Raw genomic sequence first — 23,646 nt, 5'->3', positions numbered from 1 at the left:
TGACCCCCTCGTTTCCGCCGCCGTCATGGCGGCACGCCGATCCCGGCGGAAACACGCCGGGCGGGTTTCCCCGGGCAAGCCGGAAGCTAGTTTCCTTTCGCGCCGGCGCCGGCGCCCGCGCAGCGCTGTGCGGTGAGTTCACGCAGGCGCTCGGCCAGTTCGCGAGCGGCCGGGCGGGTGCGCTCGAGAATCTCGTCGACGCGGTCGAAGTGCAGCATGCGGATGTCGTCGAGTTCGGGCTTGATGTAGATGTCGGCCGGGTACTCGCGCAGCCGCGCACGAATGATCGACTGCTGCATGATCTCGAAGCTGGAGAACAGCAGGTCGCTGATGTCCGGCCGCTCGCCGGTGCCGGGTCGGCGTGAGCCGGTGACGTCGATGGCCACGACAATGTCGTGGTCGGCCACCACGTCGACCGGCAGTGGATTGGAGGCGCCGCCGTCGATCAACAGGTCTTCTCCCATCGGCACCGGCGCGAACACGCCGGGCACGGCCATGCTGGCGCGCATGGCCTGCAGCAGGTCGCCGTTGCGGAGCACGCGGGCTTCCCCGCTCCAGAAGTCTGTTGCAACGACATATAGTGGTATCTGCGTGTCCGCGAACTGCCGGGCGGACATGCGCTCGGCGACGAAATCCGTGAAGCGGTTCGAGTCGAGCAGGCTGCCGTTGCCGAGGTCGATCTCGATCAGTTCGCGCAGGCCGGGGGCGGCGGCGTCGCCGATCCAGCCGGCGAAGGGGTTGAAGGCCGACCCGCCGAAATCACGGAAAAGGGACTCGATTGCTGCGCTGTCCAGGCCGGCGGCGAAGAGCGTCCCGACGATGGCGCCGATGCTCGTTCCCGCCACGGCGGCCGGCCGGATACCCTGCTCTTCAAACGCGCGCAGCATGGCGATATGACCCAGCCCGGCGGCGCCGCCGGAACCCAGCACCAGGGCGACGTCCGGTTCGGCGCAGGCCGCTTCGGCAGCGGTCTCGGGCGCCTCGCCCGCAGCCGGGGTTCCGGCCACCAGGGCCAGCCAGCACAACGCACCGGCCAGCAATCCGGGAGGTCCCGGATAGCCGCTTCGCGGCTTCCGGGACGACAGTGTCCTGTTACTTGCCTTCGTCATGGCGCTCGAACCAGGCCAGGATGTTGTCGATCTTGGCGATCAGGCGCGACGGGCGGCTGGCGATGCCGTGGGAGGTGCCGGGCAGGCGGACCATGACGGCCTCCACGCGGGCGAGCTTGAGCGCCTGGTAGTACTGCTCGGTCTCCGACATGGGCGTGCGGAAGTCTTCCTCGCCGGTGATCAGCAGCGTGGGGGTGCTGACGTTGCCGACCAGCGACAGGGGCGAGCGCTGCCAGTAGTGCTCGAAGTTCTCCCAGGGCAGGCCGGGGAACTGGCGCTCGATCTGGCTGGGGTAGTAGTCGCCGGTGAGCGTCTTGGAGATCCAGTTGATGACCGGCTTGGCCACGGCAGCCGCCTTGAAGCGGTCGGTCAGGCCGATGGCGTAGGCAGCCGCGATGCCGCCGGCCGAGCCGCCGGTGACGAACAGGCGCTCGGGATCGATGAAGCCCTGCTCGATCATGGCATCCACGCCCGACATGTGATCGCCGAAGTCTTCTTCCGAGGCGTACTTGTATTCGAGCAGCATGCCGAAGTCGCGGCCATAGCCCGAGGAGCCGCGGTGGTTGTCGTAGAAGACGACGTAGCCCTCGGCGGCCATGCGCTGCATCTCGGCGGAGAAGTGCGGGCCGTAGGCCAGGTGCGGACCGCCGTGGATTTCCAGTATCAGCGGATATTGCTTTTCGGGGTCGAAATCCGGCGGGGTCAGGTACCAGCCCTGGATTTCCGTGCCGTCGACCGCGGATTCGTAGACGATCTCGTGGACCTCGCCCATCGCGCGTCGGTCGAGCAGGTTGCGGTTGAGGTCGGTCAGGCGCCGGTGGTCGCCGCGGCGCGGCCGAACCCAGACGTCGGCCGGGGTCTTTTCGGTGCCCAGGGTGTAGGCGATGGTGCCGTCGTCGGCCACCGAATAGTCGCCGCTGCGATAGGGGCGGCCGACGCTCGTGCCGTTGATGCCGTCGACGATCGTGTCGATGTCGCCGTCGAGGTCGATTCGCCCGACCTTGCGCCAGCCGCGGTCGGTGTAGTGGAAGTACAGCGACTTGCCGTTCGCCGCCCAGGTCGGGCCTTCGATGGAGCGGTCCAGGTCTTCGCCGAGGATGCGCAGGTTGCCGCCGTCGGCGTCGATCAGGCCCAGCGCGTTGATGGTGTACTGCCGGCCCTGGTGGTCGTCGCGCTCGAAGGCGATGGTCTCGCCGTCGGGCGAGACGGCCGGGGCGGCCTCGATGCCCGGCAGGTCGGTGAGCTGCTCGAGCTCGCCTTCGAGCCCGATGCGGAACAAGTCGCTTTCGTTGAGTTCGTACTGCCAGTCCTCGTCCCGGTTGGCGGCAAAGACGATACCCGAGCCGTCGGCCATCCAGGCCAGTGGGCCGCCGTGATTGAAGTCACCCGATGTCAGCTGGCGCGCGGCACCGCCCTGCGCGGCCACGACGAAGACGTGCTCGAAGCCCGGGTCGAGGTAGCCGCGTCCGTCGAATCGGTAGACGACGCTGTCGATCACCACCGGCGGCTCGGCCCAGTCGGCGCCCTCGGGCTTTTCGGGCGGCCTGGCCAGCGAGGGCTTCTCGGCCGGCACGTGCATGGTGAAGGCGATCGACTCCCCGTCGGGCGACCAGGCCATCGAGGAAGGCGACTCGACCAGGTTGCTCACCATCGCCGTCCGACCCGATGCCATCCAGCGAACGTAGAGCTGGGTCTTGCCGGCTTCGTCCTTGGCCACGTAGGCCAGGCGATCGCCGGAGGGCGACCATCGCGGCGACGAGTAGCTGTCGCGTCCGGAAAGCAAGGGCTGGTGGTTGTCGCCGTCGGCGTCGACGATCCAGAGGTTGGACCGCACGCAGTCGCACATGATGTCGTGGATCGAGCGGGTATAGACGATGCGCTCGCCGTCGGGCGAGATGCGCACCTCGCTGGCGTATTGCAGGTCGAACAGGTCGGCGGACTGCAGCCGCTGGTCGGCGACGGCAACTACGGGTAGCAGGCCCAGGATCAGGGCAAGAAAACGGGGGGCGTGCATTGACGACAGCTCCGGTGGTGGTCCAGGAGCAACCGAGTCTAACGCAGCGCCGTCATGGCCCGCCCCGGTCGGCCGGAGCGGGCCAATGTTCGGTGCCCGTCAGTTCTTCAGGGTGGCGGCAAGCAGTTCAGCGACCTTTTCCGAGGACTGCGGGTTCTGGCCGGTGATCAGCAGGCCGTCGCGCACGGCGAAGGGCTGGAAGTCCGGCGCGGTCTTTACCTGCGCACCCAGTTCGCGCAGTCGGTCGGTCAGGGAAAACGGCACGGCGTCCTGCAGGCCCACCGCCTCTTCCTCGCTGTTGGTGAAGGCGCTGACTTTCAGGCCGTCGACGATGGGCTTGCCGTCGGCTCCGGTGGCCGAAACCAGGGCCGCCGGGCCGTGGCAGACGGCCGCGACCGGTTTGTCGGCGGCGATGAAGTCCGACACGATCTGCCCGATGTTGTCGGCCGGGAAGTCCCACATCGTGCCGTGCCCACCGGGGAAGAACACCGCGTCGAACTCGGACGGGTTCACGCTCGACAAGGCTGCGCTGTTCTCCAGGATTTGCTGACCCTGCCCGTCGTCGAGGAAACGCTCGACCGGCTCGGGGTTCTCGCCGCGCTCGGTAATGCTGCGCGGATCGACGGGCAGCTTGCCGCCCTCGACCGACACGACCGTGACGTCGAAACCGGCGTCGCGCAGGTGCAGGTAGGGCACGGCCAGTTCCTCGAGCCACACGCCGGTGGGCTCGCCGCCCTCGCCCATCTGGCCCGAGGAGGTCACGATGATCAGGATCTTGAGTGCTGAACTCAGGGTCTCTGCCATGAATCAGGCTCCGTTTGAGTGAATGCACACAGTGTGCATGGCGGCCCGGAAAGGGAGAGTCAAGGCCGGCAATCAGGCGGGCCGCAGCTCGCCCAGACGCTGCAGGGCGGCGGGCGCCAGGGTGCGCGGGGGTTCGGCCTGGAGATGTTCGGCCAGCTGGTCGCGGACCAGCACGGGCATCTCGGCGGCGCGGGCGTCGGTGATGGCGATTTCCGGGTGGGCCATCACGATCACCCCGCGCGCCCGGGCCTCGATGCCGTTGATAAGCAGCCAGCGCTCCAGCGCCTCGACCTGGGCACGGGCCTGGGGCACGGGATTGGCCATCGCGTTCCAGTTGGGCCGGCTGCCGCAGCCGGCGCGACGCGCCAGCGGCCAGTGCTTGCGCCCGGGCATGACCTGCAGGTGACCGGGCGTGTTCTTGACCTCCACGACCCACAGCCCCGTGGGGCCCGCGACGATGAAGTCCAGCTCGCGCTGGCCGTTGGTGAGGGTCTCGTCGGGCAGGCGCACGCGATTGAGGATGAGGTAGTCGTCGGGCAGGCTCTTCAGGCGCTCGAGCACGGCGGCCTCGCCTTCGACGCCGGCAAGATGGCCGGGGTCGACGGAACTCGAGCCCGGCAGGGCCAGGAAGAACACGACGATGGCGGCCACGCCGGCCAGCATCACCGCCAGCGGCGCACTCCAGGCGGCGGCCGCTGCCACCGACAAGACGGCGGCGGGAACGGCCACCATCAGGCGCCGGCCGCGAAGCCTGCGCTGCTCGCGGAGTTCCTCGCGGTGGCGTTTCAGGGGCGGGTAATCGACGACGAAGCGGGTGTCGGCCATCGGCACAGTCTACCGTCGACAACGCCTTTCGGCGGCTTTCATCGTCGTGCATGCAACGCAGACCTGCAATAATTCGGGGCAGTAACCCAACAGCGTCGACCGGAGTCCGCCTCCGGCCGCCACACGATCCAAGGCCACGTGATCCAACTGAGGAGCAAGCCCGTGCAGCAAGAGACACCGCCGGACAAGGAAGAGATCGGGGACGGCCTGGAGCAGGGGCACATCCAGTCGGTGATCGAGGCCGTGGAGGCCCAGGACGCCGACCAGCTCAACGAGCTGCTCGAACCGCTGCACGCCGCCGACGTCGCCGACCTGATCGAGCAGATCAGCCAGCCCGAGCGCGTGGCGCTGGTCGAGCTCTGGGGCGAAGGCATCGGCGGCGAGGTCCTCTCCGAACTCAACGAATCGGTGCGCGAGCCCCTGCTGGAGGTCCTGCCGCCGGAAGTCGTGGCCGAGGCCATCCGCGACCTCGACTCCGACGACGTCGTCGAACTGGTCGAGGACCTGGAGGAAGAGCAGCAGTCGCGCCTGCTCGAGGCGCTCGAGATCAAGGACCGCATCGGCGTCGAAGGCGCGCTGTCCTACCCGGAGTACTCGGCCGGCCGCCTGATGCAGCGCGAGCTCGTCGCCGTGCCCGAGGACTGGAGCGTGGGCCAGGCCATCGACTTCATTCGCGGCGAAGACGAAGACGACCTGCCCGATCAGTTCTATCACGTGATCCTGGTTTCGCCGGCGATGAAGCCGGTCGGCTACGTCACCCTCGGCCGGCTGCTTTCCTCGCGTCGCCAGGTACCGCTGACCGAAATCACCGAGCCCAGCTTCCGGACGGTCGACGTGACCGAGGAATCATCCAACGTCGCCTACCTGTTCAACCACTACCACCTGATCTCCGCGCCGGTGGTCGACGAGAACGGCCGCCTGGCGGGCATGATCACCATCGACGACGCCATGACGGTGCTCGACGAGGAACACGAGGAGGACATCCTGCGACTGGCCGGTGTGGACGAGGACTCCAGCCTGGCCGATACGGTGTGGCAGACCACGCGCGGCCGTGCCGTGTGGCTGATGGTCAACCTGGTCACGGCGATCTTCGCCTCGATGGTCATCAACCTCTACGCCGAAACCATCGACCAGATGGTGGCCCTGGCCGTGCTGATGCCCATCGTCGCCTCGATGGGCGGCAACGCCGGCACGCAGACCATGACGGTGGCCGTGCGGGCCATCGCCACGCGCGAGCTCACGCGCCGCAACGCCATCCGCGTGAGCTGGCGCGAGATCACCGTGGGCGCGATCAACGGCCTGGGCTTCGGTGTGGTGATGGCCCTGGTGGCCGCTTTATGGTTTGGCGTGCCGATGCTCGGGGCGGTCATCGCGCTGGCGATGGCGCTGACCCTGGTCGCCGCCGCGCTGGGCGGCATCGTCATCCCGATCGCGCTCGAGCGATTCAATATCGATCCCGCCCTGGCATCCGGTCCGTTCGTCACCACGGTGACCGACGTGGTCGGCTTCTTCGCCTTCCTGGGGCTGGCGTCGCTGATCCTGCTCTGAAAAGGTCGGAAAACGAATGCGCGGGCGCCGTCGGGCGCCCGCTCGCTACGTTGTCAAAGGTTCCTCATCCTGATCGAGGCGTAGCGACGATCAGGTCTGGTCATCGACCGTCGCGTCGGGCGCATTCTTCGCCACGCTCTTGATGCCGTTGCGGCAACCCGAATCGGAGTCGTAGGTCTGGCTGGTGCCGATGACCTGGCCGTTGGAGGCCTTGAGCACGAACGACCACTTGCCCGAGCTCGACTGCTTGGTCTCGAATCGCTCTTCGACCTGCGAGTTCTTGCGCACCGACTCGATGCCGTTTGTGCAGCTGGGTTTCTTGGCATAGCCCTCGCTGGCCAGGATATTCTGGCCGTTGCTGGCTTTCAGCCGGAAACGGAATTCGCCTTTCTTGTCCTTGTAGATCTCGAATTTTCCCGCCATGGTGACCTCCCGTCATCAGCAGGGTCGGCCGACCCGATGCCGACCGTTCGACGATTATGCTCCCGCCGGGCGCAAAGGGCGTTGACATCGATCACATGAGGCGCGCCAGGAGCTCGGGGAACAGACCTACTGTAGGTAGCGTCCCGATTTTTTTCGATCGGCGGGAATAATCTGCCGCCGACGTTCGTCATTCCCCATGAAATGCGCCGAAACGGGCGTTTTAGTCGTCCGAGAAGACGATTCAACCCAAGACTGAGGAATCTGCAATGATATCGACCAAGAAATTGCTAGCCGCATTCCTGGCGTCGTTCCTGCTGATTGGCAGCAGCCACGCCATCATGATCTCCGGTGGTTTCACCGGCAACTGGTTCAATCCCGAAGCCAGCGGTCAGGGCTTCCAGCTCCAGGTCATGCCCGACGGACGCGCCGTCGCGTTCTGGTTCACCTACGACGCCAACGGCAACCAGGTCTGGCTGGTCGGCGAGGACTACATCGACGGCAACACGCTGAACCTGCAGATGTCGCAGCCCGTCGGCGCCAGCTTCGGCGACGGCTACAACTCCGACGACGTGGAGCTGATTCCCTTTGGCACCGTCAGCCTGACCTTCGATGACTGCAACAGCGGCACCGCCACGTGGCAGAGCAGCAACCCCGACTTCGGCTCGGGCCAGATGCCACTGCAGCGCCTGAGCAGCTCCGCCGGCGTCAATTGCACCGGCTCCGCCGCCGACAACAATAGCGGTGCGACGCCGGTCCAGGACTTCCGCATTTCCCTTCTCAACGAAGGCGTCTACCCCCTTGGCTCGGGCCATGCCGACTACGAGTCACGTCCGGGCAACATTGATTTCGACGTCGAAATCGAAGACGTCCCCGCCGGCGACTACACCCTGCTGGTCGACGGCATCGACCGCGGTTCGATCACGGTGGTTGCCACGGATGACGGCACCGAAGGCGAAGTGGAGTATTCGAGCCCGCAGGATGGCGACGACCGCCTGCTGGACTTCGATCCCCTCGGCGCGCTCATCGAAGTGACCGAAGGCGACATCGTGCTCTTCAGCGCCGTGCTCGAACCCAACGGAACCGGCCCCGGCGACGACGGCGGCGACGACGACAGCAGCGACGCTCCGCCGTTCGGAAGCTCGGAAACCGAAGTCGACCTCATCAACACCGGTCTCGATCCGGATGCCAGCGGCGACGCCGAGCTGGAACAGCGCTCAAATCGCGTCGAATTCGACGTGGAAATCGAAGACCTCGACACCGGCACCTATGAACTGTGGGTCGGCGGCGAACTGCGCGGCGAGATCCAGGTGGTTCCCAGCGACGACGGCACCGAAGGCGAAATCGAGTTCCGCAACCCGGTCGAGGCCGGCAAGGAACTGCTGGACTTCGATCCCATCGGCCAGTGGATCTCCATCGAACAGGGCGGCAACGTCTTCCTCGAAGCGCAGTTCCCGACTGAACTGGGAACCGGCGACGATGATGATGATGACGACGGAAACGATGACGGCGGAAGCGACGATGACGACGATGCCGGAAACGATGACGACGATGACGATGACGAGGAAGACGATGACGAGGAAGACGACGAAGATGAGGACGATGACGACGACGATGATGATGATGACGAGGAAGACGAAGAGGACGACGACTGATCTCCTCCAGGCCCATCTTCGCAGAGCGTAAAGCGCTCCCTCGGGACGGCCGCCATGGTCCCCATTGAAGTGAGCCATCGAATTGGCGGCCAACCCACAACCCGCCCGGTCATCCGGGCGGGTTCTTTTGTTTCGCCGTCCTGCTAGAATCGGGCCAACGATCTATTCGAATTTGCTTATGCAAGCCCTCCGCTCCACTGTCCCTGCCCTGCTGCTGACCCTCCTCTCCGGCCTCTCGCTGGCGGCCGGCCAGCCGACCAACCTGATGGCCCGGCCACCGCTGCCGGCCGCGGTGACCATGTCCATGCTGATCGCAGGTGCCGGCGGTCACATCGAGGACGATGCCGAGGACGATGCCGAGGACGATGCCGAGGACGATGCCGAGGACGATGCTGAGGACGATGCTGAGGACGACGCTGAGGACGACGCTGAGGACGACGCTGAGGACGATGCCGAGGACGATGCCGAGGACGATGCCGAGGACGACGCTGAGGACGATGCCGAAGACGACGCCGAGGACGACGCCGAGGACGACGCAGAAGACGACGCTGAGGACGACGCTGAGGACGACGCAGAAGACGACGCAGAAGACGACGCAGAAGACGACGCCGAAGACGACGCCGAGGATGACGCGGAAGACGATGCCGAGGACGATGCCGAGGACGATGCCGAGGACGACGCCGAAGACGACGCCGAGGACGACGCCGAAGACGACGCGGAAGACGACGCGGAAGACGATGCCGAGGACGACGCCGAGGACGACGCCGAGGACGACGCCGAGGACGACGCCGAGGACGACGCCGAAGACGATGCCGAGGACGACGCGGAAGACGATGCCGAGGATGACGCTGAGGACGATGCCGAGGACGACGCTGAGGAGGATGCCGAAGACGACGCCGAGGACGACGCCGAGGACGACGCTGAGGACGACGCTGAGGACGATGCCGAGGACGACGCCGAGGACGATGCAGAAGACGATTCAGAGGACGACGCCGAGGACGATTCAGAGGACGATGCGGAAGATGATTCGGAGGATGACTACGACGACGATGATTTCGATGACGAGCCGGAATTCGAATCGCGCGATGCCGACGATGATGTGAGCGACGCGATCGTCGACGCGGTCGTAGACGACATCATCGACATCACCTTCAACGAGGCGGGACAGCTCGTCAGCAGGAACGAACTGATCGTCCTGGCGCCCGAAGACCAGCTCGATCAACTCGAGCGCCTCTCGCGCTACCGGCAGCTGAGCAACGAGCGGTTGCCGGAACTGGAAAGCCACCTCATACGCCTGCTGGTGCCCGATTCGGTGCGCCTGGACCAGGCGCTCGCGACGCTGCGTGAAGTCTTGCCCGATGCGGCCGTGGACTACAACCACAGCTACGAAGTCAGTCGGACGGACGCAGCACCTCCGCGCCCGGCGCCGGTCGCCCTGGCGGCCCAGCGCTACCGGCCCGCTGCCGTCGGCGATACAGACCGCTACGCCGTGGGCATGATCGACAGCGGCGTCGCCGTTGATCACCCCGCCCTGCAGCGGTCCCGAATCAGCACTCGCAGCTTCCTGGCGAGCAACCGGCGAGCCGATGCAAGCCACGGGACGGCCGTTGCATCGCTACTGGTGGGGCACTCGCCGGAGCTACTGGGCATCGTTCCCTCGGCCCGACTTTATGCCGCCGAAGTCTTCTTCCGCGACGCCGATTACGGCCTGATCGCCACCGGCCACAGCCTGGTGCAGGCGCTGGGCTGGCTGATGGAAAACGGCGTGCGGGTCGTCAACCTCTCCCTGGCAGGGCCCGACAACCGCGTCCTGCAGCGATCACTGCAACTGGCGCGCGGCAAGGGCGTCTACATCGTGGCTGCCGCCGGCAACGACGGCCCGGCCTCGCCCCCACGCTATCCGGCGGCCTACGAGTCCGTCTTCGCGGCCACGGCGGTCGATTCGCGCAATCGTCCCTACCTGCGAGCCGGTCGCGGCGATCACCTCGACTACGCCGCACCCGGCGTGGACCTGCTGGTCGCCGACGGCGCGTCCGCCCAAGGCTATCGACGCGCTACCGGCACGTCCTACGCCACTCCTTTCGTCACGGGCCTGATCCTGCACCACCTGGCACAGTCGGATGAAAACGACATTCAATCGCTGCTGGACGGCGACGTGGTCGATCTCGGCGAGCCGGGCCCTGACCCCGTGTTCGGTCGCGGGCTCATCGGCGCCAGCCTGCTCCAGGAGACATCCGACGAAGCTGCCCGCTAGCGCGATGCGCCAACGGGCCCCGCGCCCTCAGAAGATCATTTCGAGCTGGGCTTCGATCCGGTTGTCGTCGTAGTCGGCTGAGGGCAGGTTGGAATCGTGAGAGCGGTGCTGGTAGGTCAGCAGCCCGGTCAGCGATTGCGTGATCGGGAAATCGAACCGGGCGCGCCAGCGCTGGCGGTCGTCGTCGCGGCGAACGCCGATCGAAGGGGTCACCGAATCGTAGTCGCGCTGTTCGAGACGCCAGTCCAGGCGCACGCGAACCGGCCGGTCGCCGTAGAGATCGAAGCGCCGCGACCACCGCACGTCCACTCGCTGGCCGTCGAAATCGAACTCGTCGGCTTCGGTGTCTTCGCGCTCGAAGGCATAGCCCACGACAAAATAGTTGGTCGTGCCGTCGAGAAAGAAGTAGAAGTCGGCGTCGCCGGCGTGCACCGTGCCGTCACGGTCGGGATTGTCGGGGAAATCCTTGTTCCGATAGTAGTAGCCGGCGCGCAGGTAGGTACGCTCGCTCAGGAAGGTCGTGAAGTAGGGCGAGACGTGCTGGAAGTTCAGCAAGCCCTCGTTGTCGAGCCGGGCGTGCACGGCGTAGCTGCGCACCCCGATATCGAAGTCCTCGAAGTTCTGCTTCACGCCCAGGCTGACGTTGTGGATCTGCAGGTCGAACTCCGACAGGTCGAAGTACGATTTCTGCGACAGGCTGTAGCCGACATCCAGGTCCGTCCCCTGGCTGAAGCGCTTCTCGTATTCCACGTCCAGGTCGATGACCGCCGCCGTGTCGCCCTCGTCCAGGCTCTGGTCGAGCTCGTCGACCGTCACCAGGTCATCGTACTGAAGGCCCGCGGCCAGCGTGACGTCGAACGGCCAGGATACCGATTCGGCGCTTTCCCGGCGCGACTCGTCCTGCTCGGCAGTCCGTCCGTCGTCGGCGTCTTCCTCCTGGGCCGCGACAGTCGAAACGGCCGCGATCATCCCGAGCAGAACCGCCCGCCGCAGAATCCGGGACAACCGCCCGGCCCGGCCGGCACCAGCACTCGGGCAGCGCCCCGGCTGCAGTGATCCGTCCATCATCTATTCCTCCCTGTTGAATTGGGGTCGATGCCCGATCAGGGCCTCGACCAATTTCTCTTGATCAGCTCCGCTTCCGACTCGCCGACGATGATGTCGCCGTCGGCGTTGTCGACGATGTAGCCGTCGAGCAAGGACGATGCCTGGCCGCTGGCCGCATGGAACATGCCCGATTCCCCGACCGCGCCGTCGATACGCTGCATCAGCACTTCCTGCCAGTCACTGCCCGAACGGCACGCGATGGCGGCGATCGCCGACGGCGCGTCAGAGAGCGCCACGCGATACTGGCGGCAGTAGCGTCCGTCGGCGTGTTCGAAGCTCATGTCCACGACAGCACGCGCGGAATCGTCGAGCGAAAGGACTTCTCCGGACGGCTGGGCGTCGAGAAAACGCGAGACGCCGGGATTGGTCGAAGGCAGCGCGCGAACCAGGGAGGTCTCCCCGACCGAACCGTTGAACACCGTGCCCGGACCGAGCATGGCCAGAACGCCGATACCCACCACGGCGAGCACGGCCACGGCGCCCACAGCCTGGAGGGGGGGCGGCACGGTGCCCCAGGACGTCAGACGCTCGGCCAGCCCGGAAAACCACGACCCCTTCTCGGGCCGGTGCGCAGGTTCGAGCATGTCGCTGATGGCACCGGGCACGGGCCGCCGCGCCGCCGCCTGGAAGTGATGGCGAAGCGCCCGGTCGTTGCGGGCCATCTCCGCCACGCGCCGACCGGCCGCAGGGTCGTTCTCGAGCTCGGCCTCGAGCGCCCGGGCCTCGGCCTCGTCGATCATGCCGTCGAGATAGGCCGAAAGTCTTTCGTCGGTAATTGTCTGGTTACTGTCGGTCATCTCTCGTTGCTCAACTCAACTCCAGGAGCCGCTTGCGCGCCCGGGCCACCCGGCTCATCACGGTGCCGATGGGAATCTCCAGGATCTCGGCCGCTTCACGGTAGCTGCATTCCTCGATCGCCACCAGCGCGAGCACTTCCCGCTGGTCGACCTCGAGTTTCTGCATGGCCGTCTCGATCTCATCCATTCTCATCATCGTCATCACCGCGCGCTCGCCGTCCAGATTCTCCATTCGACGTTCCAGGTCATCCTGCCCGGGAGTCGTCATGCGGGCGTTCTTGCGAACCTGGTCGATCCAGAGATTCCGGCAAACCCGGTACATCCAGGCCGCAAAAGTGGCATCGCGGGGCACACTCTTCTCGAGCAATCGTTCCACCGTGCCCTGGGCCAGGTCGTCGCCGTCGGCCGGGTTGCCGGTCAAGGCCGCGGAAAATCGCCGCAACGCTTCCAGGTGCTCGGAAATGGCCTGCTTGAGCTCCTCTTCGGCCAGATTCAACGCTTATCCCTCTTGACGGATGACGATGCCATTCTATTCCGTCGAATGACTCGATGCCGGTCCGGCGTCCCGACACCAGTACCGAAAGTCAGAGGTCGGGAAGCGCGCCTCCGGTTTCCCTCGCCCAGGAGTCGAATTCACGCTCGAGGTCCTGGAGGTCACCCGGCAGCCCGGATTCGACTCCGGAAGCCGCCAGCCAGGCTTCGAAAGCGGCCCCACCGCGCATGGTTGTCGCGATCTCCGCGAGTACGCGGTCGTCGCCGGATCTGTGCACGAGGTAGTCGGTGAAGCCGCGTGTCTGGGCATAGAAGGCCCGCGCCCGCTCGAGGTGCTCGGCCGGCAGCGAGGCCGATACCACCGCGGCACCGCCGGCTTCGGCCTGTGCACGAGCCTGGTCGACCAACGCCTGGAACTCGCGCGCGGCGAACACCGGGTGTTCCATGCTCAGGTATTCCTCGAGGGGAATCGTCCGGCCGGATCGCGCCAGCTCGCGAAAGGCCTGTCGGCGCGCTTCGGTCATGTCTGCACTTTCGGCCACCACGGCCGCGGCTTCATCGAGCCAGTCCGGTGCGTCGCCGCCGTACTGTTCACCGCGCCCGGCCGAGGACGGCCAGACGGCGTGCATGAACAGCAGGTGCGCAATCTCGTGGCGAATGGCCTTTGGTTCGAGCGACGACGTTTCGGCCGCACCGTCTTCGCCCAGCTCGTCGAGCGCGCGCTCGACCAGCGCTTCGACCTGCCCGGCATCGGGCTCGCGGCCGCCGGACGCCAGTTGCGCCCGTACCTGGGTCCGGATGGCTTCGGCGCGTGCGTCCGCGGCCTCGTCGGCCTGGTCGAAGCGCCAGGGCAGCACCCAGGCCGCGCCGGCTTCCTTCAGGGCCGGGGCGTGGCGGGCGTGGGCCACGTCGATGACTGCGCCGCGGGGCGCCAGCAGGCCGAAGTGGTGCTCGAAGGCGGCCGAAGCGGCGTCCATTTCCTCGGCGACCTGCCGGGCCGCACAATCCCCCGGCGCCAGGATCCAGCCCAGCGAGGCCCGGTACCAGCTACCGGCGCCGAGGACCGCCACGGGAGGCGCCGTCTCGCCCCAGCCACGGAACAGGTCCGGATCGGCACAGCCGCCGGAAGCAACCGGCCGCACCACGGTCACCAGAAAGACGATGACCGCCAGGCCGCAGAACCCCAGGTTTCTCGACACTTCTTCTTCCTTGCTTATTGCGAATCGGAACCGCGCGCATTCACGCACCTGCACTCAAGGACGCGCCAGGGTCGGAAATGGTTGCAGGCCGGTATACTCTTCTTCCCTTTGCACTCGAACTTCAAAGGCATGCTCCAGGCACTCAAGAACCGGTACGGCGGTGTCTTCGTTCCCGGCAAGGAACTGCCGGCCGGCCGCGATGAATTCCGCGACGCGATGGCCGCGGCGCTTGCGGCCTGGTCACGCGAAGGCCTCAAGCTGGCCTGGCTGGAGATTCCGGCTCGCCGCGGCGAGTTGCTCCCGGACGCCCTGGACCTGGGGTTCAAGCTGCATCACGGCCGCGACGAAACCCTGATGCTGGTGCGGCGCCTGGTCGACGGCGCCTATATTCCCGACGCCTGCACCCACAGCATCGGCGCCGGCGGGCTGGTGCTCTCCGAGGACCGCCAGATCCTGGTCGTGCTCGAGAAACGCGACCGGATCGATCGACCCGAGCACCTCAAGTTGCCGGGGGGCATGCTCGAGCGGGGCGAACACCTGGCCGACGGCGCCATCCGCGAAGTGTTCGAGGAAACCGGCATCCGCACGGAGTTTCGCGGCCTGGTGGGCATGCGTCATCACCATCGCGGGCAGTTCGGCGCCTCCAACATCTACGCCGTGTGCCGGCTCAGCCCCCTGAACTTCGACATTCATCTCGACGGGGACGAACTCGAGAAGGCACTCTGGATGCCGGTGGACGAATACCTGGCGCGCGAGGCCACCTCGCCGTTCAATCGCCGCGTGGTCCAGGCCGCACTCGCGACCGCGCCACTGCCGGACGAGACCCTGGAAGCCTACATGGACGCGCCCGACAGCTACGAAGTCTTCATGGCAGACGCGACCGCCGGCATGAGCACGCACGAACAAGAGAGGTAATGCATGCGATCAACACCCGATCTCTGCGACGACCACGCCGATGATGTTCGCGTCGTCACCGGCCTGCACTGGCATTCCTATGGCGGACATGAACAGTTCGGCGGCCGGATCGCCACGGTCAAGTGCTTCGAAGACAACTCGCGCGTGAAGGAAACACTGGCCACCGAAGGCGAAGGACGCGTGCTCGTCGTCGACGGCGGCGGTTCGCTGCGCAACGCGCTCATCGGCGACATGATCGCCGCGAATGCGCGCGACAACGGCTGGGCCGGCGTCATCATCCACGGCGCCTGCCGCGACGTGGACGTGCTGCGCGACATCAACTTCGGCGTGCTCGCCCTGGGCTGCATACCGCGCAAGAGCGTTCGAAGAGGCGAAGGCCAGGCCGACATTCCCGTCAGCTTCGGCGGCGTCACCTTCCGTCCGGGCGAATACGTCTACGCCGATGCCAACGGGATAATTGTCTCCAAGGGCGCGCTGAGTTGAACTGTGTCTCCTATCGCCGTTGCACCTTTTGCATCATTTCGGTAAGCAAAGGTTTGATCTTGCTGGCCGTCGGCCCGAACTTCCCGAAGTTGCTTCCACCTGATCTCGCGTCGTATTCCGCTTCGCCCAGCATTCGCCCTTCTTCATAGAGCGTGCCGTGGAAATAGGTCAGGTACATAGCAAGATCCCAGGCCCAGTTTGCCGTAAAGATGAAAGTATGTTGGGCTGCATCAGGTGTATCCCCCCTGTAGAGTTCGGCATCGAAACCGAGTGAACGGAATTGCGAAACCAGCTCGTCATTGAGCCCCTCCATGTGCACATCATCGCTATAGCGAACGTATACCTTTTCAATCGTCTTGTCCGAATCAACCGGCACAACGTTCTCTGAGATGGCACATCCGGCCAGAAAAGTGACTGCGACTACGATGATTGCTGTCTTCTTCATTCTGGATACCCTACGTCGAATGGAATCAAGCCTCTCCCCCCCGATTTGACGTCGGAGTCGAGGCGGCAACTCGATGTATCGATCAAGGGGACGGCACGATAACGCTCGACCGGAATCGTGCGAGTCGATTGCAGTGGACAGCGCCCCCTTTCAGCGCTTGGGAATATATCAAACATCCGGCCACTGCAGGATCCCAGAATGCGGTGGCGAACGACTGGGAATGCGTCTTACTCTGGAGCTTGCCCATCGTCCGTCTTATACTGAATGGCGCCGTTCAAGGAAGTGAGCATGTCTGATTCACCTCGAGCAACAGGAACCGAGCGGCAGAAGTCCATCTACCTAGGCGGCAGCGGACGCAAGCGACCTTTGATCTCGACGCGGGCAACGCTTCTGGAGGAGCAAGCTCGCGGGCGCATGAGCGCCGAGGCGTTTGCCTATATCGCCGGGGGTGCGGGCGAAGAACGCACCATGGCCGCCAATCGTTCAGCATTCGACAATTGGCGCATCGTGCCGCATTACCTGCGCGACGTCGAATCGCGCGATACCTCGACCGAACTGTTCGGCGACCGCCTGGCCGCCCCCTTCCTGCTCGCGCCGATCGGCGTGCTCGAGATGGCGCATGCCCAGGCCGACCGGGCCGTGGCGCGGGCGGCGGCGGCCGAAGGCGTGCCGTTCATCTTCTCCAACCAGGCCTCGGTGCCGATGGAGGAGACGGCCGCTTGCATGGGTGATTCGCCGCGCTGGTTCCAGCTGTACTGGAGCAAGTCCAACGATGTGGTGGCAAGCTTTGTCGAGCGCGCCGAGCGCTGCGGCTGCTCCGCCATCGCCGTGACGCTCGACACCACGATGCTCGGCTGGCGCCCGCGCGACCTCGACCTGGCCTTCCTGCCTTTCCTGCGGGGCCAGGGCATCGCCCAGTACACCAGCGACCCGGTGTTCATGCAGCAGGTGAGCGAGCGCCCCGATTCCGGGCGGCCGCCCGAGGCGCCGCTGAATCATCACGCCATCGGCACCGCCATTGCGCAGGCGCGCAACGTGCCTGGCCCGACGTTTTCCAATCTCAAAAGCGGCAAGGCCCGGCGCGCTGTCCAGCACTTCATCGAAACCTACTCGCGTCCTTCGCTTACCTGGGACGAGCTGGCTTTCCTGCGCGAGCACACCAAACTGCCGATCCTGCTCAAGGGCATCCTCGATGCCGACAACGCGCAGCGCGCCGTCGACCACGGCATCGACGGCATCGTGGTCTCCAATCACGGCGGCCGCCAGGTCGACGGGGCCGTGGCCACACTCGACGCCCTGCCCGATATCGTCCGCGCGGTCGACGGCCGCATGAAGATCCTCGTCGACAGCGGCATCCGCAGCGGCGCCGATGCTTTCAAGGCCATTGCCCTCGGTGCCGACGCAGTCTGCATCGGCCGCCCTTATGCCTACGCCCTCGCCGTCGGCGGGGAAGCGGGCGTGCGCGAATGCCTGCAGAACTTCAAGGCCGATTTCGACTTGACGATGGGGCTGTCGGGCTGCTGTTCAGTTTCGGAAATCCGCGAAGGATCAACGCTGGTGGAAAGCTCCGCCTCGTCCTGACGTGCGGACCGAGTTCGGGTCCATCGCGCTTTACCGACAGCGTCCGAAACTGGCAAGGCCGAAGCCCGATCTGTAGACTGCCGGCTGGGGTCGCCCGGCCATACCCCTCGACCGGGCAAGAAAACAATCCTGAACGACATCGCTTTTCGCACCAACGCCGATCATCGTCTCGTGCGCCAGGGGCGCTCGTCGATCTTGTGCAAGATCTTCACTGCGGCCGGGTCAACGGAACCCGCGGTGTGAACTCGCACGCCGATGCAGTGCGGCATGAGCCACGTCGAACGGGGCACACAGGAGTATCCGATCTTGATTGAAAAACTTGAGGAACACACCCGCAAGACGACTTGCCTCACCCTTCTGATTCTAGTGGCGATGTTGATCGCCTCCAGCGCGCACGCTGTCATCCCCGCTTCGGAGCGTCAGGCCCTGCTCGACCTCTACAACTCGACCGACGGCCCGAACTGGACCGACAACTCGGGCTGGGGGGATGCCGCAGGCACCGAGTGCAACTGGTACGGCGTGAGCTGCAACACCGGCGAAAACAATGTTTCGGCCATCGTACTGCCCGGCAATGGCCTGGTCGGCAGTATCAGCTCGCTGGCCGACCTGCCGGAACTGCGCACCTTTGACGTCAGCGACAATCGCCTGACGGGGCCGGTGCCGGACCTGTCGACACTCGGCGAATTGTACGACTTCGATATTTCGCTCAACGGCTTTACCGGTAGCCTGCCCGTGCTGGACGGCCTGGGCAGCCTGACCTACTTCGCCGCCGAGCGTAACCAGCTGACCGGCACGATCCCGCCGTTCCAGAACGTACCGAACCTGTTGGCATACAACGTGGCCTACAACTCGCTGCAAGGCCAGGTCCCCGCCCTGCCAACCGGCATCGACCTGTTCTGGGCGCACAGCAACAACCTCACCGGCTCGATCCCCGATCTCCAGCCCGTAAGCTCTCTGGGCAACATCATCCTCAGCGACAACCAGCTCACCGGACCGATTCCCCCGGTGGCCGGATTGAGCAGCCTGCGCGTCATCAACTTCCGGAGCAACGAACTGAGCGGGACGATTCCCTCGCTCAGCGGCCTGGTTTCGCTCTACTCGTTCGGGGTGGCAAACAACAATCTCGAGGGTCCGATTCCGGCGCTGGATGACCTCACTTCGTTGCGGTTCTTCTATGCGGGAAACAACGCGTTGACCGGCCCGATTCCATCGCTGGCCAACCTCGACCAGCTCGAGATGTTTCACGTGGCCGACAACATGCTGTCGGGACCCGTGCCCGCCTTGTCGGATGTTTCGCTGATCGAGGGCGGGTCCCAGATCTGCGGCAACCAGCTCGTCTCGAGCGAAGACGCCGACATCGACGCGACCTGGGATTTCGCTGCGGGCTCGAACTGGCAGCAATGCCAGCGTTTTCCGCTGGCGGTGCCCACGAATGCGAGCTGGGCGCTGATCCTGCTTACGCTGCTCATGTTGGGCGCGGCCGCCCGGCCGACCGTCTTTTCCGTTCGCGGCTGAGTTGGCACGCAAGCTCCGGCCGCATCGGGCGGTGGGGCTGCGGTACAATGTCGCCGATTCCTCGGGGTGGCGTTTACGCCTGAGACACCCAGCCGGGTGGACCCGTTGAACCTGATCCGGTTAATGCCGGCGTAGGGACAGGAACGAAAGAGCATCCTTCGCCCCCGGCAAGGGTGCTTTCGACAATCCCCCGTGCATTCCGGGTCTCCACCGACTTTCATCCTGGAGACTCAAACATGAAAACAACCCATCTTCTCGGCGGCCTCCTGCTGGCCTTGCCGATCGCCGTTCCGGCACAATCCGAACTGCCGCCCTGGCAGGACGAACCCATGGTGGTCACGGCCGACTTCCGCGCGCCCGATGTGTTCGATCTCGGCACCAGCGTGACCGTCATCGACGGCGAGACCGTCTGGCAGCGCGGCGCCTCGCACCTGCAGCACGTGCTCAACACCGCGCCCAACGTCAACTTCTCCACCGGCACGTCGCGCGGCCGCTTCTTCCAGATCCGCGGCATCGGCTCGCGCAGCCAGTTCGTCGAACCGATGAACGCCTCGGTGGGCCTGCTCATCGACGGCATTGACCTGACCGGCCTGGGCGGCGCGGCCACCACGCTGGATGTCGAGCAGATCGAGATCCTGCGCGGCCCGCAGGGCACCCTGTTCGGTGCGAATGCCCTGGCCGGGCTGATCAACATCGTCTCGGGCAGCCCCACGGAGGTCTTCACGAGCCGCGTGGAAGCCAGCGTGGGCAACTACGGCATGCGCCGCTTCGAAGGCGTGATTTCCGGGCCGATCAACGATCAACTGGGTTACCGCCTGGCCTACGCCAACCACCAGAGCGACGGCTTCCAGGACAACGCCTTCCTCGACCGCGACGACGTCCAGCTCATCGATGAGCAGACCTTTCGCGGCAAGCTGCGCTGGGAACCGGCAGACAACCTGCGCGTGGATCTGACCGGCCTGTTCCTCGACGTGGACAACGGCTACGACGGCTTCTCCCTGGACAACACGCGCACCACGCTTTCCGACGAGCCGGGCCACGATCGCCAGGAAACCGTCGCCGGATCGGTTCGCGTTAGCTGGCGCGCCCACCGCGAGTTCAGCATCGAGGCGCTGGCCAGCCGCACCGACGCCGACCTGGAATACGGCTACGACGAAGACTGGAGTTTCGACGGCTTCTGCGAAGTCTACGACTGTATCTACGACGGCTATTCGTCCTTCGACAACTACATCCGCGGCGACCGCAACACCACCGTGGACCTACGCGCCGTGTCCAACACCTCGGCCGGCGAACTGGGCTGGGTCGTCGGCGCTTACAGCCGCGACCAATCGCAGGACCTGCGTCGTGAGTACACCTACATCGAAGAGGACTTCCTGTTCGACTACGACAGCGAAAGCCGGGCCGTCTACGGCCAGCTCGACGTGCCGCTGGCCGAGCGCCTGGAACTGGTCGCCGGCCTCCGTCGCGAACAGCGCGACGTGCGCTACAGCGACAGCGACGGCGCGGCCTTCCAGCCCGACGAGAACATGTGGGGCGGCAAGCTGGCGCTGGAGTACCGCACCGCCGGTGGCGGCCTTGCCTACGCCCTGGCCTCGCGCGGCTACAAGGCCGGCGGGGTCAACAGCAACTCGCTGATCCCCGACAGCCAGCGCGAGTTCGCCACCGAGCTGATGTGGAACTACGAACTGGGGCTCAAGACGCGCCTGCTCGACGGCCGGCTGGATCTCAGGACCGCGGTATTCTTCCAGGACCGCGACGACATCCAGACCGAGCAGTCCCTGGTGGAACCGATCGAAGGCGATAATTGCCCCTGCCAGTTCATCGAGTACAAGACCAACGCCACCGCCGGCCGGAGCTACGGCCTGGAGGCCGAGATCAACTGGCACATCAACCGCGCCGTGCGCGCCTTCGCCAGCGTGGGCCTGCTGGAGTCGCAGTTCGACGACTTCCTCAACTACTCCCACGTCGATGCCGATCCCGACACCGGCGAGCCCTACGACATGGACGGCCGCGAGCTGCCGCACGCACCCGGCTACATGTTCAACCTCGGCGCGGTCTTCCAGCTGAGCGAGCACTGGTATGCGCGCGTCGAAGCCGAAGGCAAGGACGGCTTCTTCTTTTCGAGCCGGCACGAAACCCGGGCCGACCCCTACGAGATGTTCCATGCCCGCCTCGGCTACCGCAGCCAGCACTGGGACCTGGCGCTGTGGGCCCGCAACATCACCGACGAGGATATCAAGACGCGCGGATTCGGCGGATTCGGCAACGACCCGCGCGACGGTTATGCCGTGGAGCCCTACTTCCAGTACGGCGAACCGCGCGTCGTGGGTGTGACGGCCGCCTATGTCTTCTGAGGCCCGCGGGAAGCTGAACCATGACGTTGAATAGCTGGCTCGAACAACTTGCCCAGCGCTGGGCGCAGATGTCCGGCTGGGAGCTGGCGGCGGTCGTCCTGGCCGTCGCCTACCTGCTGCTGGCCGTGCGCCAGAACCGCTGGTGCTGGGCGGCCGCCTTCGTCAGCACGGCGATCTTCACCCTGCTGTTCTGGCACGTTCAGCTCGTGATGCAGTCGGCGCTCAACGGCTACTACATGGCCATGGCGGTCTACGGCTGGTGGCACTGGCAGCACGGCGACGGCGGAGACGAGACCGGCGGCCTGCCCATCCATCGTTGGGGAGCAAAGCACCACGCCGTTGCGCTGGGCGTGATAACCGCCTGCGCACTGGCCTCGGGTTACCTGCTCGATCGCCACAGCGACGCGGCCTGGCCCTACCTGGACTCTTTCGTCACCTGGGCTGCGGTGGTCACCACCTTCATGGTCGCGCGCAAGGTGCTGGACAACTGGGCCTACTGGATGGTCATCAACAGCCTGGCCATCGTGCTTTTCGTCGACCGCGGCATGGCGCTGACCGCCCTGCTCCACGCCACCTACCTGGTGATCTCGGTCTTCGGCTGGATCAGCTGGGTTCGCGACTATCGCCGCCAGCCGGCCGAGACCGCCGTGGAGCCGTCGTGACCGAAGCCCTCACGCTCATCGACACCTGGCGCGACTGGGGGCTACCCCTGGTCTCGCGTCCGCGCCTGATCGAGCGCATCGAGGTCGGCAAGACCAATCGCAACTACCGGCTGCAGGCCCCGGGACTGGACGAGGACCTGCTGCTGCGCATCAATCATCCGGACCCGGCCCGGCTGGGCATCGACCGCGAACGCGAACGGCGGATCATCGACCTGACCGCGCAAGCGCGCCTCTCCCGGCCCTACCGGCACTGGGATCCCGCGCAGCGATTCGTCGTGTTTCCCTATCTGGAGGGCCGAACCTGGACGCACGCGGATTTCGAAGACTCGAAGCAGACGGCCCGGCTCCGGCAAACGCTGAACCGGCTGCATGAAATCGAATCGCCCGGCACGCGGCGGTCCTACCACGCCTACCTGCTGGACTATTGGCAACGGCTCGAGCAGGCCGGACGCACCGATCCGGCCCTGGAACGCGCCTGGCGAGACTTCGAACCACGCCTCCGCGCCTTCGACCGGGGCAACTGGCCGGCCCGCCTGGTTCACCACGACCTCATCCCCGACAACATTCTGGAGACGACAGACGGCCTTTGCCTGATCGACTGGGAATACGCCGCCCCGGGCCACCCCGACATCGACGTGTGGACCGTCGACCCGGCTGCCGTGAGCGAACCCTTCGTGGCCGAAATGATGGACTGGATCAACGGCCTGTGGGAGCGCCTGATCGGACTGCCAGAGCCGAACAAGCCCTAGCGTGGGCCGCTAATCCTGCGGCGGTTCGACCGGCAATTCCCAGCTGTACTCGAATTCCGTGACACGGCCGTCCTCATCGCTGGCGATGCGATAGCCGGTGGCGTCACCGAAGCGCTCGCCGTCGACGAAGAAGTACTCGTTGCCGCGCTGCTCGATGCGCATCTCGTCGGCCGTCATCTCGGGCTCGCTGAACGGAAAACCGAAATGAAGCGCCAGGGCGGCCGAGACGATGCGTTTGGCATCGCCCCCGGACCGGACACGGAAGTCGTCAGGCAGCAGCCTCACGAGGGCGTCACGGCTGCGCGGCTGGTCGAAGCGATGAAGCCGCAGGACTTCGCCGTCGTGGACGGCCATGAAGATCAGGCTTTCGCCTTCGCTGCGCTCGCTGGCGTAGGACACCTTCCACACGCCGGCGGTGAGCAAGTCGTCGATCGCATCGGCGTGGAAGGGCTCGACGGAATTCACCGCACTGACCGCCTGGTCGGATTCCTCGAGCAGGTAAGCCCGGATCTGGTGCGGCGGTTTGGCCGCCGCGACGGCCGCGGAGAACAGCAGCAGTAGCGTCGCAAGCGCTCCCAGCGCCGCAGCCGGACGCGAGCCGCTGCGGCGATTTGCGGGCTTATCGAGACGGATAGGATTGTGGGAGTCGAGTCCTAGCATCGATGAGCCTCCGGTTTTGATCCGTGTGCCCACCCTACGGCATCAACGAACCGGATGT

21 protein-coding genes and 1 riboswitch are annotated in these 23,646 nt (G+C 65.7%); of the genes, 10 read left to right on the top strand and 11 right to left on the bottom strand.

Annotated features, from left to right (window positions below; genetic code table 11):
* Positions 1-86: 86 nt before the first annotated feature.
* From DZC52_RS11085 to DZC52_RS11070, 4 genes are all read right to left on the bottom strand, one after another.
* Positions 87-1,109, bottom strand: coding sequence for a patatin-like phospholipase family protein (locus tag DZC52_RS11085; protein WP_116651200.1), 1,023 nt, complete (start codon positions 1,107-1,109; stop codon positions 87-89).
* The gene (locus tag DZC52_RS11080) at positions 1,093-3,123 is read right to left on the bottom strand and encodes an alpha/beta hydrolase family protein (RefSeq protein ID WP_116651199.1); all 2,031 of its coding nucleotides are present in this window, start codon (positions 3,121-3,123) and stop codon (positions 1,093-1,095) included. The genes DZC52_RS11085 and DZC52_RS11080 overlap by 17 nt, the downstream gene beginning before the upstream one ends.
* Positions 3,124-3,222: 99 nt before the next feature.
* Positions 3,223-3,927 carry a type 1 glutamine amidotransferase domain-containing protein gene (locus DZC52_RS11075; RefSeq protein WP_116651198.1) on the bottom strand — a complete coding sequence of 235 codons (705 nt, stop codon included), beginning with the start codon at positions 3,925-3,927 and terminating at the stop codon, positions 3,223-3,225.
* A 72-nt stretch (positions 3,928-3,999) separates the two neighbouring features.
* Positions 4,000-4,752 carry a nuclease-related domain-containing protein gene (locus DZC52_RS11070; protein ID WP_116651197.1) on the bottom strand — a complete coding sequence of 251 codons (753 nt, stop codon included), beginning with the start codon at positions 4,750-4,752 and terminating at the stop codon, positions 4,000-4,002.
* Positions 4,753-4,914: 162 nt separating this feature from the next.
* Between DZC52_RS11070 and mgtE the strand changes: the two genes are divergently transcribed.
* On the top strand, positions 4,915-6,300 hold the full coding sequence (gene mgtE / locus DZC52_RS11065; protein WP_116651196.1) for a magnesium transporter: 1,386 nt from the start codon (positions 4,915-4,917) through the stop codon (positions 6,298-6,300).
* Positions 6,301-6,390: 90 nt separating this feature from the next.
* Here the strand turns inward: mgtE and DZC52_RS11060 are convergent, their stop codons facing one another.
* A complete protein-coding gene (locus tag DZC52_RS11060; RefSeq protein ID WP_116651195.1) occupies positions 6,391-6,723 on the bottom strand; it encodes a YegP family protein in 333 nt (110 codons plus the stop codon).
* A 266-nt stretch (positions 6,724-6,989) separates the two neighbouring features.
* Between DZC52_RS11060 and DZC52_RS15560 the strand changes: the two genes are divergently transcribed.
* Positions 6,990-8,375 (top strand): hypothetical protein, encoded by a 1,386-nt coding sequence (locus DZC52_RS15560; protein ID WP_181918915.1) that lies wholly within the window; start codon positions 6,990-6,992, stop codon positions 8,373-8,375.
* A 178-nt stretch (positions 8,376-8,553) separates the two neighbouring features.
* The gene (locus DZC52_RS11050) at positions 8,554-10,629 is read left to right on the top strand and encodes a S8 family serine peptidase (protein ID WP_116651194.1); all 2,076 of its coding nucleotides are present in this window, start codon (positions 8,554-8,556) and stop codon (positions 10,627-10,629) included.
* 27 nt (positions 10,630-10,656) lie between these two features.
* Here DZC52_RS11050 and DZC52_RS11045 read toward each other — a convergent pair whose 3' ends face one another.
* The 4 genes from DZC52_RS11045 to DZC52_RS11030 form a co-directional block, all read right to left on the bottom strand.
* Positions 10,657-11,694, bottom strand: coding sequence for a surface lipoprotein assembly modifier (locus DZC52_RS11045; protein ID WP_181918914.1), 1,038 nt, complete (start codon positions 11,692-11,694; stop codon positions 10,657-10,659).
* Positions 11,695-11,732: 38 nt separating this feature from the next.
* A complete protein-coding gene (locus DZC52_RS11040) occupies positions 11,733-12,533 on the bottom strand; it encodes a DVU3141 family protein (protein WP_116651192.1) in 801 nt (266 codons plus the stop codon).
* Positions 12,534-12,543: 10 nt separating this feature from the next.
* On the bottom strand, positions 12,544-13,029 hold the full coding sequence (locus DZC52_RS11035; RefSeq protein ID WP_116651191.1) for an RNA polymerase sigma factor: 486 nt from the start codon (positions 13,027-13,029) through the stop codon (positions 12,544-12,546).
* Between the two features lie 88 nt (positions 13,030-13,117).
* Entirely contained in the window at positions 13,118-14,224 is a 1,107-nt protein-coding gene (locus DZC52_RS11030) for a hypothetical protein (RefSeq protein ID WP_116651190.1), read from the bottom strand.
* Positions 14,225-14,353: 129 nt separating this feature from the next.
* Here DZC52_RS11030 and DZC52_RS11025 point away from each other — a divergent pair, with 129 nt between their 5' ends.
* Positions 14,354-15,139: an NUDIX hydrolase gene (locus tag DZC52_RS11025; protein WP_116651189.1), complete on the top strand. Its 786-nt coding sequence runs from the start codon at positions 14,354-14,356 to the stop codon at positions 15,137-15,139.
* A 3-nt stretch (positions 15,140-15,142) separates the two neighbouring features.
* Positions 15,143-15,622 (top strand): ribonuclease E activity regulator RraA, encoded by a 480-nt coding sequence (gene rraA / locus DZC52_RS11020; RefSeq protein ID WP_116651188.1) that lies wholly within the window; start codon positions 15,143-15,145, stop codon positions 15,620-15,622.
* 10 nt (positions 15,623-15,632) lie between these two features.
* Here the strand turns inward: rraA and DZC52_RS11015 are convergent, their stop codons facing one another.
* Entirely contained in the window at positions 15,633-16,067 is a 435-nt protein-coding gene (locus DZC52_RS11015) for an Sbal_3080 family lipoprotein (RefSeq protein ID WP_116651187.1), read from the bottom strand.
* A gap of 288 nt (positions 16,068-16,355) precedes the next feature.
* Here DZC52_RS11015 and DZC52_RS11010 point away from each other — a divergent pair, with 288 nt between their 5' ends.
* From DZC52_RS11010 to DZC52_RS10990, 5 genes are all read left to right on the top strand, one after another.
* Positions 16,356-17,648: a lactate 2-monooxygenase gene (locus tag DZC52_RS11010; RefSeq protein ID WP_116651222.1), complete on the top strand. Its 1,293-nt coding sequence runs from the start codon at positions 16,356-16,358 to the stop codon at positions 17,646-17,648.
* Between the two features lie 306 nt (positions 17,649-17,954).
* The gene (locus tag DZC52_RS11005; protein WP_181918913.1) at positions 17,955-19,163 is read left to right on the top strand and encodes a leucine-rich repeat domain-containing protein; all 1,209 of its coding nucleotides are present in this window, start codon (positions 17,955-17,957) and stop codon (positions 19,161-19,163) included.
* Between the two features lie 52 nt (positions 19,164-19,215).
* Positions 19,216-19,319: riboswitch (TPP riboswitch) on the top strand.
* An 80-nt stretch (positions 19,320-19,399) separates the two neighbouring features.
* Positions 19,400-21,517: a TonB-dependent receptor gene (locus DZC52_RS11000; RefSeq protein WP_116651185.1), complete on the top strand. Its 2,118-nt coding sequence runs from the start codon at positions 19,400-19,402 to the stop codon at positions 21,515-21,517.
* A 20-nt stretch (positions 21,518-21,537) separates the two neighbouring features.
* Positions 21,538-22,179, top strand: coding sequence for a nicotinamide riboside transporter PnuC (pnuC, locus tag DZC52_RS10995; protein ID WP_116651184.1), 642 nt, complete (start codon positions 21,538-21,540; stop codon positions 22,177-22,179).
* Positions 22,176-22,928 carry a phosphotransferase gene (locus DZC52_RS10990; protein ID WP_181918912.1) on the top strand — a complete coding sequence of 251 codons (753 nt, stop codon included), beginning with the start codon at positions 22,176-22,178 and terminating at the stop codon, positions 22,926-22,928. The genes pnuC and DZC52_RS10990 overlap by 4 nt, the downstream gene beginning before the upstream one ends.
* Positions 22,929-22,937: 9 nt before the next feature.
* On the opposite strand, the gene DZC52_RS10985 is transcribed toward DZC52_RS10990, so the two are convergent.
* The gene (locus DZC52_RS10985; RefSeq protein ID WP_116651183.1) at positions 22,938-23,588 is read right to left on the bottom strand and encodes a hypothetical protein; all 651 of its coding nucleotides are present in this window, start codon (positions 23,586-23,588) and stop codon (positions 22,938-22,940) included.
* Between the last annotated feature and the right edge of the window lie 58 nt (positions 23,589-23,646).

This window comes from Wenzhouxiangella sediminis, assembly GCF_003410055.1.
GTDB classification, from domain to species: Bacteria; Pseudomonadota; Gammaproteobacteria; order Xanthomonadales; family Wenzhouxiangellaceae; genus Wenzhouxiangella; species Wenzhouxiangella sediminis.
Note: the sequence above shows the minus strand (reverse complement) of the source record. Positions and strands in the feature narration are given on the sequence as shown.